14 protein-coding genes are annotated in these 14,611 nt (G+C 71.3%); 9 read left to right on the forward strand and 5 right to left on the reverse strand.

What is annotated here, in order from left to right; translation table 11 throughout:
• Position 1 precedes the first annotated feature (1 nt).
• Both AB0A65_RS09605 and AB0A65_RS09610 read left to right on the forward strand, forming a co-directional pair.
• Complete coding sequence (locus AB0A65_RS09605) at positions 2-1,009, forward strand: hypothetical protein (RefSeq protein WP_359949026.1); 1,008 nt, start codon at positions 2-4, stop codon at positions 1,007-1,009.
• Between the two features lie 74 nt (positions 1,010-1,083).
• Positions 1,084-2,133 (forward strand): hypothetical protein, encoded by a 1,050-nt coding sequence (locus AB0A65_RS09610; protein ID WP_359949029.1) that lies wholly within the window; start codon positions 1,084-1,086, stop codon positions 2,131-2,133.
• 51 nt (positions 2,134-2,184) lie between these two features.
• Here AB0A65_RS09610 and AB0A65_RS09615 read toward each other — a convergent pair whose 3' ends face one another.
• The gene (locus AB0A65_RS09615; RefSeq protein WP_359949032.1) at positions 2,185-3,015 is read right to left on the reverse strand and encodes an aldo/keto reductase; all 831 of its coding nucleotides are present in this window, start codon (positions 3,013-3,015) and stop codon (positions 2,185-2,187) included.
• Between the two features lie 102 nt (positions 3,016-3,117).
• Here AB0A65_RS09615 and AB0A65_RS09620 point away from each other — a divergent pair, with 102 nt between their 5' ends.
• Positions 3,118-3,582, forward strand: a complete 465-nt coding sequence (locus AB0A65_RS09620) for a hypothetical protein (RefSeq protein WP_359949035.1) — start codon at positions 3,118-3,120, stop codon at positions 3,580-3,582.
• A complete protein-coding gene (locus AB0A65_RS09625; RefSeq protein ID WP_359949038.1) occupies positions 3,579-3,875 on the forward strand; it encodes a transcriptional regulator in 297 nt (98 codons plus the stop codon). Before AB0A65_RS09620 ends, AB0A65_RS09625 begins: the two co-directional genes overlap by 4 nt.
• Before the next feature lie 47 nt (positions 3,876-3,922).
• On the opposite strand, the gene AB0A65_RS09630 is transcribed toward AB0A65_RS09625, so the two are convergent.
• Together AB0A65_RS09630 and gmd are read right to left on the reverse strand one after the other, a co-directional pair.
• The gene (locus AB0A65_RS09630; RefSeq protein ID WP_359949041.1) at positions 3,923-4,759 is read right to left on the reverse strand and encodes an aldo/keto reductase; all 837 of its coding nucleotides are present in this window, start codon (positions 4,757-4,759) and stop codon (positions 3,923-3,925) included.
• 19 nt (positions 4,760-4,778) lie between these two features.
• Entirely contained in the window at positions 4,779-5,768 is a 990-nt protein-coding gene (gene gmd / locus AB0A65_RS09635; RefSeq protein ID WP_359949044.1) for a GDP-mannose 4,6-dehydratase, read from the reverse strand.
• Positions 5,769-5,937: 169 nt separating this feature from the next.
• Between gmd and AB0A65_RS09640 the strand changes: the two genes are divergently transcribed.
• The 3 genes from AB0A65_RS09640 (at position 5,938) to AB0A65_RS09650 (ending at position 9,226) form a co-directional block, all read left to right on the forward strand.
• Positions 5,938-7,083, forward strand: a complete 1,146-nt coding sequence (locus AB0A65_RS09640; protein WP_359949047.1) for an alkaline phosphatase PhoX — start codon at positions 5,938-5,940, stop codon at positions 7,081-7,083.
• Positions 7,084-7,184: 101 nt separating this feature from the next.
• Positions 7,185-8,159, forward strand: coding sequence for an NAD(P)/FAD-dependent oxidoreductase (locus tag AB0A65_RS09645; protein WP_359949050.1), 975 nt, complete (start codon positions 7,185-7,187; stop codon positions 8,157-8,159).
• Between the two features lie 101 nt (positions 8,160-8,260).
• Complete coding sequence (locus AB0A65_RS09650; protein ID WP_359949053.1) at positions 8,261-9,226, forward strand: NAD(P)H-quinone oxidoreductase; 966 nt, start codon at positions 8,261-8,263, stop codon at positions 9,224-9,226.
• A 208-nt stretch (positions 9,227-9,434) separates the two neighbouring features.
• On the opposite strand, the gene AB0A65_RS09655 is transcribed toward AB0A65_RS09650, so the two are convergent.
• A complete protein-coding gene (locus AB0A65_RS09655) occupies positions 9,435-9,869 on the reverse strand; it encodes a MerR family transcriptional regulator (RefSeq protein ID WP_359949056.1) in 435 nt (144 codons plus the stop codon).
• A 184-nt stretch (positions 9,870-10,053) separates the two neighbouring features.
• Here AB0A65_RS09655 and thrS point away from each other — a divergent pair, with 184 nt between their 5' ends.
• Both thrS and AB0A65_RS09665 read left to right on the forward strand, forming a co-directional pair.
• Complete coding sequence (gene thrS, locus AB0A65_RS09660) at positions 10,054-12,090, forward strand: threonine--tRNA ligase (protein ID WP_359949059.1); 2,037 nt, start codon at positions 10,054-10,056, stop codon at positions 12,088-12,090.
• A 229-nt stretch (positions 12,091-12,319) separates the two neighbouring features.
• Positions 12,320-13,099, forward strand: coding sequence for a hypothetical protein (locus AB0A65_RS09665; RefSeq protein WP_359949062.1), 780 nt, complete (start codon positions 12,320-12,322; stop codon positions 13,097-13,099).
• Here AB0A65_RS09665 and AB0A65_RS09670 read toward each other — a convergent pair whose 3' ends face one another.
• On the reverse strand, positions 13,100-14,593 hold the full coding sequence (locus AB0A65_RS09670) for a potassium/proton antiporter (RefSeq protein WP_359949065.1): 1,494 nt from the start codon (positions 14,591-14,593) through the stop codon (positions 13,100-13,102).
• Between the last annotated feature and the right edge of the window lie 18 nt (positions 14,594-14,611).

Consider the following 14,611-nt stretch of genomic DNA (forward strand, 5'->3'; position numbering starts at 1 on the left):
GGTGCCCCTGAGAACACACAAACTCATATTCGCCCCACTGGCGATACTCCTGCTCGCAAGCAGTGCATGCGGATATGTACCGATTCCTGACGTCCTCGAACGGACCGCGCCGCACGAGTTCTTCTTCGGCGCCGACTCCGACCCCTGGTGCGAAAGGGGCGACGACTACTGGACCGACGAGGCCCGCCACATCCTCGGCCCCCACTTCACCGTCGACGTCGCCTGCCGCTTCGTGAGCGAGGAGCTGCCCGCCCAGGTCGCCGCCCGCTCCAGCGCCCTCGCCGACCTCCCCAAGGCCGAGGACGGCAGCGAGTTCGTCGTCAACCAGGTGTCGATGACACCCATGGACGCCCAGTACGGCTACGCGCCGACCCGCGCCTGGGTGACCATCGGCGACTACGAGTTCGAACTGCGCGAGGCCCCCGACCCCGGCGACTGGGTCGTCCTCACCGCCCCCGCCGACGAGCAGGCCGTCCTCTGGGTCGAGGACGCCGGCCGCGCCCAGGGCGTCGACATGCGCACCGGCGAGCGCGTCGACCCGGTGTTCGCCTTCTACAACGGCGTCCCCTCCACCACCGACCTGTTCAGCGGCTACCGGTACGAGGAGGTCTACTTCGACCGCGGCGCCGAGTACACCTGGCTCTCCTGCGAGTACGACGGCGGCAGCGCCTGGCGCAACCCCTGGGACGAGGAGCTGGGCTGGGCCGACGACGGCACCGTGTTCCTCACCGTCGGCACCACCTGGTGCCGCGACTTCGACGAGTTCACCTGGAGCCTCGACCGGCGCGCCATCGTCCTCGCCAGCGGCGAGGCCGCCGAACCGGTCGCCTGGCACGAGAACGACCTGGACGGCATGGGAGTCGAGATCTACGCGGTCTTCGAGGTCCCCGACTACGACGCCGAGTTCACGATCGCCTTCGCCCCCTACGGCCGGGTCCTCGACGACCAGGACCGCGAATGGGACTTCCGCGAGGACCCCGCGACCACCGAGTGGGAAGCCCTGTTCTGACGCCGGGGCCGTGCGACCGCGAACCGTGACCGTCTACTGAGTCATGACATACGGTGCTCGACTATCTTCACCGTGTGCAAAGGACACAAGACAAATTCATCAAGCCCCTCATCCCCCTCACCCTCCTCACGCTGGCCGCCTCGGGCTGCTCGCTCCTCGGCGAGCAGACCGAGGCGTACGAGCTCGTCACGGGCGAAGGCGCCTCCGCGCGCTGCACCAACGGCGACGACCTGTGGTTCTTCGACCAGGACGCGGCGATCGTCGGCCCGCACTTCTCGCTCTCGCTGCTGTGCCACAGCGCGGGCGCCGAGATCCCCGCGGCGCTGGCCGCAGCTGAAGGGCTCGGGGACCTGCCCGAGGCCGCGGGCGACGTGGAATGGCTCGTCAACCAGTTCGCGCTCTCGCCCGAGCTGGTCGCAGAGTCGCAGATCGACCCCGACGACCCTGCCGCGCTCGAATCCGAGGCCGTCGGCCTCGCCGCGTGGATCGAGGCGGGGGAGGAGCGGATCGAGCTCGACGCCGTCCCGGCCCCCGGCGGCCACCTCGCCGTCTCGGTCCCCAAAGGCGAGGACGCGGTCCTGTGGGTCGAGGAGGACGGCCGCGCCCAGGGCCTGAACCTCCGCAGCGGCGAGCGGGTCGAGCCCGTCGCCGCCTACTACGACGGCCGCACGCTCGGCCCGGTCATGGGCGACGAGTTCGGCTACGAGGAGATCGGCGTCGCGAACGGCGCGGACGCCTGGTACCTGACCTGCGGCAGCGCCTTCGTGGAGAGCGACCGCTCGGCGTGGCGGCCCGAAGAGGGCTGGGCCGAGCCCGGCACGGTGTTCCTCGACGTCAGGTTCAACTGGTGCAGCTACGAGGACGCGGCCCTGCGCTGGAACCTCGACGAGTCCGCGCTCACGGTCCAGGCGGGCGGCGACCCGGTCGCCGCGCTGGCCTGGAGCAGCGAAGAGGTGCCGGACACCGGGAACCTCCGCTACACCGCGGTCTTCGCCGTCCCCGAGGACGCCGCGGGCGCGACCCTGGTGTTCACGCCGGTCGGCGACCTGGAGAACCTCGACGGCGGCGACGGCTACGCCTTCGTCGACACGCCCGCCGCGACCGAGCGCGAGCTCGTCTTCTAAAACCGCAGTGCAAAGGGCCCCGAGCGGATCGCGCGGGGCCCTTTCACGTGGCTAGTTGCCGACGACTGCGGGGTCGCCGCCTTGGCGGGTGCCGGTGTCGAGGGCGTCGATTGCCGCCAGGTCGGTGTCGGTGAGGGTGAAGTCGAGGACCTCCCAGTTCTCGCGGATGCGGGCGGGGGTGACGGACTTGGGGATGACGATGTTGCCGCGCTGGAGGTTCCAGCGGAGGGCGACCTGGGCGGGGGTGCGGCCGTGGGCGTCGGCGACGGCCTTGAGGGCGGGTTCGTCGAAGAGGGCGCCGCCGCGGAGGGCGAGGGGGCCCCAGGACTCGGTCGCGATGAGGTGCTCGGCGTGGTAGGCGCGCAGTTCGGGCTGGGCGAAGTACGGGTGCAGCTCGACCTGGTTGACCTCGGCGGCCGAGCCGGTCTCGGTCTCGATGCGGTCGAGGTGCTCGATCGTGAAGTTCGAGACGCCGGCCGCGCGGATGAGGCCCTCGTCGCGGGCGTCGAGGAGCGCCTGCCAGGACTCGACGTACTTGTCGACGCTCGGGCGCGGCCAGTGGAGCAGGTACAGGTCGAGGTGGTCGGTGCCGAGCCGGGCCAGGGACTCGTCGAGGTTGCGGCGGACGTCGTCGTAGCCGTGGTCCCAGACCTTGCTGGTCAGGAACACCTCCTCGCGTTTGAGGCCGGACGCGGCGAGGGCGCGGCCCACGCCCTCCTCGTTGCCGTAGCCGACCGCGGTGTCGAGGAGCCGGTAGCCGGTCTCCAGGGCGGTCTCGACGGCCGCCTGCGTGTCGCCGTCCTCGATCCTGAAGGTGCCGTAGCCGAACCGCGGGATGCTCGCGCCGCCGGTCAGGGTGATTGCCGTGCTCAGTTCGCTCATGCGCGCAAAGCTACTCACCCGGCGACCGATTGCCCAGCGGACTTTCCGCGACGGAAAACCCCGACTTGACGCTATGGAAAGTCCTCCGCTAGAGTTTCCGTCATGGAAAGTCGCATGAACCCCGAAGAGGCCCGGGCCGCCCTCGCCGACGTGGACCGCACCCGCTCCGACATCGCCGACCGCCTCTACACCCCCTGGTGGTACCACCCGATCCTCGGCGTCCTCATCGGCGGCCTGGCCGCCGTCGCGGGCAGCGGCGCCCGCCTCGCGATCGTGTGGGGCGCCGTGGGCGCCTTCGCGATCGGCGCGTACCTCCTCGCCGGTGCCTACCGCCGCATCACCGGTGTCTGGGTCGACGGCTACTCCGGCGGCCCCCGCTCGCGCCGCAGCGCCGTGAACGCCGCGTTCATCGGCGTCGCCATCGCCGCCCTCGGCGCCGTGTTCGGCCTCGGCTTCGAGCTGTGGTGGCCCTCGGTCGCCGCGGGCCTCGTCCTCGCGGTCCTCACCACCGTGTGGGGCCGCCACTTCGACAAGCTCCTGCGCGCCGACCTCCGCGAGGCCGCATGAGCGCCGCCCCCCGCTTCGACGAGGTCGTCCACGCGCCCAACCGCCTGCGGATCTGCTCGATGCTCTCCCGCATGACCGAGGTCGAGTTCGCCGCGATCCGCGAGGGCCTGGGCGTCAGCGACTCGGTCCTCAGCAAGCAGCTCAAGGCCCTTGAGGACGCCGGGTACCTGACGGTCCGCAAGTCGCCCCTCGAAGGCCGCACCCGCACCTGGGCCGCGCTCACCGACACCGGCCGCGCCGCCTTCGCCGGGCACGTCGCCGAGCTCAAGCGCCTCGCCGAAGGCATCGCGTAACCAGCATGACGAAGGGCGGCCGGAACCCCGGCCGCCCTCGACTGCGTCTACCGCTCGCCGCTGGCCGGGTCGATGCCCTGCCGCTGACCCGTCTCCAGGGCGCTGATCGCGGCCACCTCCTGCGCGGTCAGCTCGAAGCCGGACACGTCGAAGTTCTCGGCGATGCGGCTCGCCTTGGAGGACTTGGGGATCACGATGCACCCGTTCTGGAGGTGCCACCGGATCACGACCTGCCCCGGGCTCTTCCCGTGCGCCTCGGCCGCCGCGGTCACCGCGGGCTCGGCGAGGACCGAGCCGGTGCGCTGGCCGAGCGGCCCCCACGACTCGGTCATGATGCCGCGCTCGGCCTGCCAGGCCCGCAGCTCGGGCTGGTTGAAGTACGGGTGCAGCTCGACCTGGTTGACCGTGGGCCACACGCCGGTGCCCTCGTGGACCTTCTCCAGGTGCTCGGGCAGGAAGTTCGAGACGCCCGCCGAGCGGATCAGCCCCTCGGCCTTCGCCTGGAGCAGCGCCTCGTAGGTCTCGACGTACAGGCCCTGCTTGGGGGAGGGCCAGTGGATCAGGTACAGGTCGAGGTAGTCGGTGCCGAGGCGCTCCAGGGACGCTTCGAGCGCCTCGCGGGCGGCCTTCGCGCCGTGGTGGTCGTTCCACACCTTCGTGGTCAGGAACACCTCCGAGCGCGGGACGCCGGAGCCGTTGACCGCGCGGCCCACGCCCACCTCGTTGCCGTACATCTCGGCGGTGTCCACGAGCCGGTACCCGGTCGCGAGGGCCGCCTCGACGGCCTCCTGCGCCTCGTCGTCGCCGACCTTGTAGGTCCCGTAGCCGAGGCGCGGCATGTCCGTGCTGTCGTTGAGCTTCACCGTGTCGCTGAGATGGGTCATGCCCGCGATGGTAGCCGCGTCAGTTGCCGTCGCGCAGGGCCTTGCGGTCGGCGTCGACCATGATCCGGGCCAGCTCGTCCCAGTGGACGCGGGCCTCCCAGCCGATCTCGCGGGCGATCTTCGCGGGGTCGCCGACGAGCTTAGGGACTTCGGCGGGCCGCTCGTAGCGGTCGTCGTGCTCGATGTGGTCGCGCCAGTCGAGCCCGGCGTGCGCGAACGCGGCCTCGGCGAACTCGCGCACCGTCGCGGCCCGCCCGGTGGCGATCACGTAGTCGACGGGCTCGGTGTGCTGGAGCATCCGCCACATGGCCTCGGCGTACTCGGGCGCGTAGCCCCAGTCGCGGACCGCGTCGAGGTTCCCCAGGTAGACCTTCTTCTCCAGGCCCGCGGCGATCCGCGCGACCGCGCGCGTGATCTTGCGGGTCACGAACGTCTCGCCGCGCCGCGGGCTCTCGTGGTTGAACGCGATCCCGTTGACCGCGAACATCCCGTACGACTCCCGGTAGTTCACCGTCGCCCAGTGCGCGAACAGCTTCGCGACCCCGTACGGGCTCCGCGGGTGGAACGGCGCGGTCTCGTCCTGCGGCGGCGCCGTCGTCCCGAACATCTCCGAAGTGGACGCCTGATAGATCCGCGCGTCGATCCGGCTGGCGCGCACGGCCTCCAGGAGCCGGATCGCCCCCAGCGCGGTCACGTTCGCCGTGTAGTCGGGCAGGTCGAAGCTCACGCGCACATGGGACTGCGCGGCCAGGTTGTAGATCTCGTCGGGCTCGATGTCCCTGATGAGGTTGACCAGCAGCCCCGCGTCCGTGACGTCGCCCTTGTGGAGGAACAGGCGCCGCCCCGACTCGTGCGGGTCCTGGTACACCGCCTCCAGGCGGGAGGTGTTGGCGATGAGGGAGGACGCGTGCCGCACCACGCCGTGCACCGTGTAGCCCTTCGCGAGCAGCAGTTCGGCCAGGTACGAGCCGTCCTGCCCGGTGATGCCGGTGATCAGCGCTGTCTTCACGGCCCCGATTCTAATCCGTGCCCGGGAGGCCCCCGCCCGTTCAGCGGACGGACGGCCGCACGTCACCGGATCGCCCTCCGAGGTCAACTCGCAAAAGCCGCAAAGTCCCTACGCTGGCCTGCGGCAGCGGTTCCGCTGCGTCCCTTCCTCCCCCAAAGGACTGCCAACCATGCAACGACGGAACGTCATGCGCGCCGCGGTGGCCGGCGCCGGATCGGTCGCCCTCGGCTTCACCATGACCCGCCCCTCCTTCGCCTACCCCGCCGTCCCCGGCACCAGCCCCTACGGCGCCCTCCAGGCCGCCGACGCCCGCGGCATCCAGCTGCCTGCGGGCTTCACGTCCCGGATCGTGGCCCGCTCCTCGCAGGTCGTCACCGGCACCTCCTACACCTGGCACGCCGCCCCCGACGGCGGCGCGTGCTTCGCCGACGGGGACGGCTGGATCTACGTCTCCAACTCCGAGGTCTCCTCGGGCGGCGGGGTCGGCGCGCTGCGCTTCGACGCCGCCGGGAACGTCGTCGACGCCTACCGCACCCTCAACGGCACCCGCACCAACTGCGCGGGCGGGGCCACCCCCTGGCACACGTGGCTCTCCTGCGAGGAGGTCGACCGCGGCTACGTCTACGAGACCGACCCCTTCGGCGACGACGCCGCCGTGCGCCGCGACGCCATGGGCCGCTTCAAGCACGAGGCCGCCGCGGCCGACGCCGACCACGGCGTCGTCTACCTCACCGAGGACGTCACCGACGGCGCCTTCTACCGCTTCCGCCCCACGACCTGGGGCAATCTCGCCACCGGTACCCTCCAGGTCCTCACCGAGACCGGCGGGGCCCTCGCCTGGGCCACCGTCCCCGACCCCGACGGCTCCCCGACCGCCACCCGCAACCAGGTCGCGAACGCCAAGCGCTTCAACGGCGGCGAGGGCTGCTACTACACCGACGGCGTCTGCTTCTTCACCACCAAGGGCGACAACAAGGTCTGGGCCTACGACGCCGACGCGAACACCCTCGCCACGGTCTACGACGACAACGTCTCCGGCGCGCCCCTCACCGGCGTCGACAACATCACCGGCGCCTCCGGCTCCGGCGACCTGTTCGTCGCCGAGGACGGCGGCAACATGGAGATCTGCATCATCACCCCCGACGACGTGGTCGCGCCGTTCCTGCGCATCACCGGCCAGAGCGCCTCCGAGATCACCGGGCCCGCGTTCAACCCGGCGGGAAACCGCCTCTACTTCTCGTCGCAGCGCGGCACCAGCGGCTCCTCCAGCGGCGGCCTCACCTACGAGGTCACCGGGCCCTTCCGCGGCCTCTGATCCGGACCGGGGCCGCACAGGAGCGCCTTTGTGCGGCCCCGCCGGGGCGCTTCCGCCGCTAGGATCGGTGGAACTGCCGCCAAGGGAAGCCGGTACCTGCCATGCCCCTCACCACAGTGGACCTCGCGATCATCGGCGCCGGGCCGACCGGCCTCTTCGCCGCGTACTACGCGGGCTTCCGGGGCCTGCGCACCGCCGTCATCGACACGCTCCCTGAAGCGGGCGGCCAGATCACGGCCATGTACCCCGAGAAGCAGATCTTCGACGTCGGCGGCTTCCCCGAGATCAAGGGCCGCGACCTCGTCGACAACCTCCTGCGCCAGGCCGCCCCCTTCGAGCCGGTCTACCACCTCGGCCACCAGGCCCAGAAGCTCCAGCACGTGGACGGCCTGCCCGTCCTCGACCTCACCGGCGACCTCCGCATCGAGGCGAAGGCCCTGCTCATCACTGGCGGCCTCGGCAGCTTCGCGCCCCGGCCCCTCCCTGCGGCCGAAGGCTTCCACGGCGCCGGGATCGTCTACTTCGTCCCCGAACTCGCCGCCCACGCAGGGCAGGACGTGGTCATCGTCGGCGGCGGCGACTCCGCGTTCGACTGGGCGCTGGCCCTCCACGGCGTCGCCCGCTCCACCGTGATCGTCCACCGCCGCGAGCGCTTCCGCGCCCACGCCGCCACGATCGACCGCGTGCGCGGCCTCGGCGTCCCGATCATCGTGAACGCCCAGGTCACCGCCATCCACGGCACCACGCACGTCGAGGGCGTCGCGATCGACGTCAAGGACGAGGGCCCGCGCGAGCTCCCCGCCGGCGCCGTCGTCGCCGCGCTCGGCTTCACCGCCGACCTCGGACCGCTGGGGGAGTGGGGCCTGGACCTCGACCACCGCACGATCAGCGTCGACTCCACGATGGCCGCGAGCCTCCCGCGCGTGTACGCCGCGGGCGACATCGCGGCCTATCCGGGGAAGGTCAAGCTCATCGCGACGGGCTTCGGCGAGGCCGCAACGGCCGTCAACAACGCCGCCGTCGCGATCGACCCCGCCGCGCACCTCTTCCCCGGCCACTCCAGCGAGAACCCGTAAACCGTTGCAGCGCAATGAGATCCGGCACTTTCCGCGGTCCTGATATGACTTACTGACGGGTATGTCGCTTTGGGCTCCAGCGGCAGTCATACTATGCGGGAATGCTTGCCATGACCGTGTCCGGCGGGAGCCTCGCCGCCGCCCAGGTGCCCGAACCCGCGCCCGGCCCCGACGAAGTGCTCATCGAGGTCGCCGCCGCCGGAGTCAACCGCGCCGACCTCCTCCAGGTCTCCGGCCACTACCCGCCCCCGCAGGGCGCCCCGGCCTGGCCCGGCCTGGAGGTCTCCGGGACCATCATCGACGTCGGCAGCGCCGACAACGCCACCCTCCTCGGCGCCGAGGTCTGCGCCCTGCTCCCCGGAGGCGGCTACGCCCAGTACGTCACCGTGGACGCCGGGCTCGTCCTGCCCACGCCCGAGAACGTCGACCTCGTCGACGCCGCCGGCCTGCCCGAGGCCGCCGCCACCGTCTACTCCAACCTCGGCTACCTGCTCGGGGAGGACGCGACCGGCAAGCGCCGCGTCCTCGTCCACGGCGGCGCGGGCGGCGTCGGCACCTTCGCCGTCCAGTTCGCCCGCAAACTCGCCGACGCCGAGACCTGGACCACCGCCCGCGGCGACTGGACCAAGAAGCTCGAAGCGCTCGGCGCCGACCGCGTCGTGGACTACCGCAACGAGGACTTCGCGGCCCTCGCCCAGGAGGCCGGGGGCGCCGACGCGATCCTCGACGTCATCGGCGCGGCCTACTTCGAGCCCAACCTCAAGGCCCTCGCCCAGGACGGCCGCCTCGCCATCATCGGCCTCCAGCAGGGCAACGCCGCCCAGATCCACCTCGGCGGCCTCCTCGCCAAGCGCGCCACCATCACCGGCACCACCCTCCGCGCCCGCCCCCTGGAGCAGCGCCGCCAGATCCTCGCCGAGGTCTTCGAACGCGTCTGGCCCGCCCTCGACACCGGCGACATCAAGCCCGTCGTCACCACCCGCCTCCCCCTCGGCGAGGCCGCCGAAGCCCACCGCCTCATGAACGCGGGCGGCCACTTCGGCAAGATCGTCCTCACCGCGAAGTAGGCTGTCGGACCCCCGCGGCACCCTTGAAGCCGGGGGCGGCCGCGAATGCCCGATTTGCGTAGAACCGCCGAGACACGCCAGAGGCCGGACCCCAACGGGTCCGGCCTCGGCTCGTATGCGCGCTACTTCTCGCAGCAGCCGTGGCAGCAGTCCTCGCCCGCACACTGGCACGCGTCGTCGTTGCAGCAGTTGCAGCACTCGTCGCTCATCATTCGCACTCACCTCCATCAGCGGCTCTCGGGGGACACCAGTTGTCGGGCAGCGGATGCTCGCAGGTCCCTGCCTCCACCGCGCCCAGCATCGCCGTCAGCTGCGAGCGCAGCGACTCCAGGCGCGAGATCTCCGCGGCCACCTCCGCGATCCGCCGCTCCAGGTGCGACCCGGCGGGCTCGCACGGGCACGCGCCCGTGTCGCGCACAGCCAGCAGGTCGCCGATGTCGGCCAGGCGCAGCCCCGCGCGCTGGCAGGCCCGGATGAACCGGGCCCGGTCCAGCTCGGCGGGCCCGTACCGCCGGTACCCGGCGGCGCTGCGCTCGGGCGCGGGGAACAGGCCCTCGTGCTCCCAGTGGCGGATGGCGTCGGTGGTCACGCCCGCCGCCTCGGCGAGCCGGCCCACGGTCAACGGTGCTGTCGCGGTGGTCATGGAACGACCGTAAACCCCGGTGCCGGGACCAAGGTCAAGTCCGATCCCGGAGTTTTCCCGGACACCCCCCACCGACACTCCTCACCCGCCGGTAATGGGCTCGAAAGCGCCCCCGGACGGCGACTACCATGGACCCGAACGTCAAGCGCCGGCCGCTCGACCGGCCCATTCCATGAGGAGAACCGTGGCTTCCGCAGCACCGAACCAGAGTCCAGCCGTCCTCGAACCCCTCTGGGTGACGGCCGGCACGACCGGTGCCGACGCGGTGGCCGAGGCCGGCCTCCCCGTCGCGGGCCCGCACGCCATCGTCGTCCTCCGCGACGCCGAAGGCCAGCTCCGCGACCTCTCCTGGGCGCCCGAGGCCGACGCCAAGGTCGAACCCGTCCCGCTGAACAGCCCCGACGGGCTCAACGTGCTGCGCCACTCGGCCGCGCACGTCATGGCCCAGGCCGTCCAGGAGCTCCGCGAGGCCAAGCTCGGCATCGGCCCGCCGATCACCGACGGCTTCTACTACGACTTCGACGTCGCCGAGCCGTTCAACCCCGACGACCTCAAGGCCGTCGAGAAGCGCATGCTCCAGATCATCAAGCAGGGGCAGACCTTCCACCGCCGCAAGTACGCCTCCCTCGACGAGGCCCGCGCCGAACTCGCGGGCGAGCCCTACAAGCTCGAACTCATCGAGACCAAGGGCGAGGGCACCGACGCCGACGAGGTCATGGAGGTCGGCGGCGGCGAGCTCACCGCGTACGACAACCGCGACCGCACCGGCGCGACCGTCTGGTCCGACCTGTGCCGCGGCCCGCACCTGCCCTCCACCAAGCTCATCGGCGCCGTCAAGCTCATGCGCTCGGCCGCCGCGTACTGGATGGGCTCCGAGAAGAACCCGCAGCTCCAGCGCATCTACGGCACCGCGTGGCCCACCGTCCAGGAGCAGAAGGACTACCTCGCGCGCCTCGCCGAGGCCGAGAAGCGCGACCACCGCAAGCTCGGCCAGCAACTCGACCTGTTCTCGTTCCCCGACGAGATCGGCCCCGGCCTGCCGGTGTTCCACCCCAAGGGCGGGATCATCCGCTACGAGATGGAGTCCTACCTGCGCGAACGCCAGCGCGAGGCCGGGTACGAGCTCGTGAACACCCCGCACATCACCAAAGAGCAGCTGTTCCACACCTCCGGGCACCTGCCGCACTACGACGAGGGCATGTTCCCGCCGATCGAGCTCGAAGGCGCGAACTACTACCTCAAGGCCATGAACTGCCCGATGCACAACTTGATCTTCCGCTCCCGCGGGCGCTCCTACCGCGAGCTGCCGCTGCGCCTGTCGGAGTTCGGGACCGTGTACCGGTACGAGAAGTCCGGCGTGGTCCAGGGCCTCACCCGCGTCCGCGGCCTGACCCAGGACGACGCGCACATCTACTGCACCCAGGAGCAGGCCCCCGGCGAGATCCGGAGCCTCCTGGAGTTCGTGCTCCAGCTGCTGCGCGACTACGGCCTGAACGACTTCTACCTGGAGCTGTCGACCAAGGGCGACTCCGACAAGTTCATCGGCGACGACGCCCAGTGGGAGGAGGCCACCGCGGTCCTCCGGCAGGTCGCCGAGGAGTCGGGCCTCGACCTGGTCCCCGACCCGGGCGGCGCGGCCTTCTACGGGCCGAAGATCTCCGTCCAGGCGAAGGACGCGATCGGCCGCACCTGGCAGATGTCGACCATCCAGCTCGACTTCAACCAGCCCGCGCGCTTCCACCTGGAGTACTCGGCGGACGACGGCACCCGCAAGCAGCCCGTCATGATCCACCGCGCGCTCTTCGGCTCGATCGAGCGGTTCTTCGGGGTGCTCACCGAGCACTACGCGGGCGCGTTCCCGGCCTGGCTCGCGCCGGTCCAGGCCGTCGGCATCCCCGTCCGCGACGAGAACGCCGACTACCTGGAGGCGTTCGTGTCGCGACTGCGCGCCGAGGGCCTGCGCGCCGAGGTCGACCACTCGGACGACCGGATGCAGAAGAAGGTCCGCAACGCGCAGCTCCAGAAGATCCCGTTCATGATCATCGCCGGGGACGACGACCAGAACGCGGGCACGGTCTCCTTCCGCTACCGCGACGGGTCCCAGCGCAACGGCGTCCCCGCCGACGAGGCCGTGGCCCACGTCGCCGAGGTCGTGCGCTCGCGCGTCAACGAAGGCCCTTCGGCCGCAGCCGAAACCGCCTCCGAGGACGCCGCGGAGTAGACCGGGAACGCCCGGTGTCGCCAATGCGACACCAGGGCCTCCGCAGCCTTACAGGGGCGCAACCGATTCTGATCGGTTGCGCCCCTTGGCATTCCGCCATCACGACCCCCTTCCGGCCCGTGTCCTCGCCCGCTCACTCTGCGGCGCGGACTCTGGCACGCTGAGTGATGACGTCCCGTACCCGACCGGTCCGCGGCGTCCCGTCCTCTACTGCCGGAAGGGGAGTGCGATGAACGTCGACTTCGGGAGGCTGATGTCGCGGTGGACCCGGAGGGTCCTCTACTTCGGCCTGATCGCGGGCATCCCGGTCGTCGCGGTGGCCGCGCTCCTCAACCAGCTGTTCTTCAGCCTCGCGGTCGCGGTGCCGCTGCTGCTGGCCGCGAACGCGTTCGCGCTGGCCGCGGTCGACCAGATGCGCCGCCGCTTCGACGACGTCGACCGGCTCCGCGACGAGATCCGCCACTTCGGCTCCAACAACGCCCGCATCTACCGCAACGACACCGACTTCTACGCCGACGTGCGCGGCTCGGTGGCCCGCGCCCGGGAGTCGGTGTGGGTCAGCTACATCCGCCAGTTCCGGGAGAAGGCGCCGCGCGCGGAGTTCGAGCGGCACCTGGAAGCCTGCTTCGAGTGGGCGCGCGGCGACTCGCGGCACGTGTTCCGCCGCATCATGTCCAACGGCACGGCCGCCGAGCCGATGACCACCGGGCGCCGCTTCGGCGAGCAGCAGCTGGAGTACGTCGAGGCCGCCGAGGCGGGCGGCTTCAACTACCTCGCGAAGGTCCTGACCTGGATGCCGATGCACAACACGGACTCCTACAGCATGATCCTCATCGACGACGAGGAGTTCTACTTCGTCCTGTCGGGCGCGGAGGACGAGTTCTGGGCGCTGCACGTCAACTCCCGCAACCTCGCCGCCGGGCCGCTGCGCGACCGCTTCAACCACCTCTGGCACGACGCTCACAGCCTGCGCGACCACTGCGACGGCCGCTGCGAGTGCGGCGCGTGATCAGTCGCGGCCGGTCTCGCCGAGCCAGCGGGCGAGGCGGCCCGCACGGGCGAGGGCGGTGAGGCGCTGCTCGGTGGCCTCGCGGAGCTTCGGGGTGGTGACGACGATGAGCTGGTCGCCGGAGCGGAGGCGGTCGGCCTTGGCGGGGACGAAGAGGCGGTCGACGCGCACGACCCCGGCGATGGCGGAGCCGTCGGGGAGGCGCAGCTCGAAGATGCGGATGCCCGCGAGCCCCGATCCTTTGGGGACGGTGATGGTGAGGACCTCGCCGTCCACGGCGTCGAGGGGCGCGGTCTCGATGTCCACCTCCTGGACGACCCCGGACTGGGCGAGGCCGAGGCGCTTCGCGACCCACGGCAGGGTCGGGCCCTGGAACAGCGTGAACACGACCACCAGGATGAACACGAGGTCCCACAGCGACTGCGACCCGGGCAGGTGCTCGGAGCGGGGGATCGTGGCGAAGATGATGGGCACGGCCCCGCGCAGGCCCGCCCACGACAGGAGCGCCTTCTCCCTGCCGGAGAAGCGGAACGGGATGAGCGAGAGCCACACCGACACCGGCCGCGCGACGAACGTCAGGACCGCGCCGAGGAGCAGCGCCGGGACGAGCATGTGCAGCAGGTTCTCCGGGGACGCGAGGAGCCCGAGCATGACGAACATGCCGAGCTGCGCGACCCAGCCGAGGCCGCTCGCGAACGACTGCGTGGCGGCCCGGTGCGGCAGCCGCGAGTTCCCCAGGACCAGCGCCGCCAGGTACGCGGCGATGAACCCCGACGCGTGGAGCGATCCCGCGGCGGCGAACGCCGCCATGCCGAGGCTGAACACGGCCAGCGGGTACAGGCCCGACACCGGGAGCGCGAGGCGCCGCAGCAGCCACGCCCCGCCCGCGCCCACCGCCAGGCCGATCACCGACCCCGCGGCCAGCTCCCACACCAGCAGCCCGAACAGCTCGAACGTGCTCGGCAGCCCCTCCGCCGCCGAGAACGCGAGGACCAGGATCACCGCGGGCGCGTCGTTGAACCCCGACTCCGCCTCCAGGGTCCCGCTGAGCCGCTTGGGGAGTCCGATGCCGCGCAGCTCCGAGAACACCGCCGCCGCATCGGTGGACGCGACGACCGCGCCCATCACCAGCGCGGTCTGCCACGCGAACCCCAGCAGGTAGTGCGCCCCCAGCGCGGTCACCGTGACCGAGACGCCCACGCCCACCGTCGCGAGCATCGACGCGGGCGCGAGCTGCCCGGAGATCGCCCGCCACCTGGTCGACAGGCCGCCCTCGATGAGGATGAGCGCCAGCGCGAACGTCCCGAGCACCTGCGCGAGCTCGAAGTCCTCGAACGGGATGCCCACCCCGTCCTCGCCGAGGACCATCCCCGCCCCGAGGAACACCAGGAGCGCCGGGAGGCCCAGCCGGTGGGTCGCGCGGATGGCCGCGATGGACACGAGCACGGTGACGCAGCCGATGAGCACGACTAGGTACAGCTGGGGCAACGTCACGATCGGAGCTTATCCGAG

This window comes from Glycomyces sp. NPDC047010 (genome assembly GCF_040644205.1).
Classification (GTDB): Bacteria; Actinomycetota; Actinomycetes; order Mycobacteriales; family Micromonosporaceae; genus Glycomyces.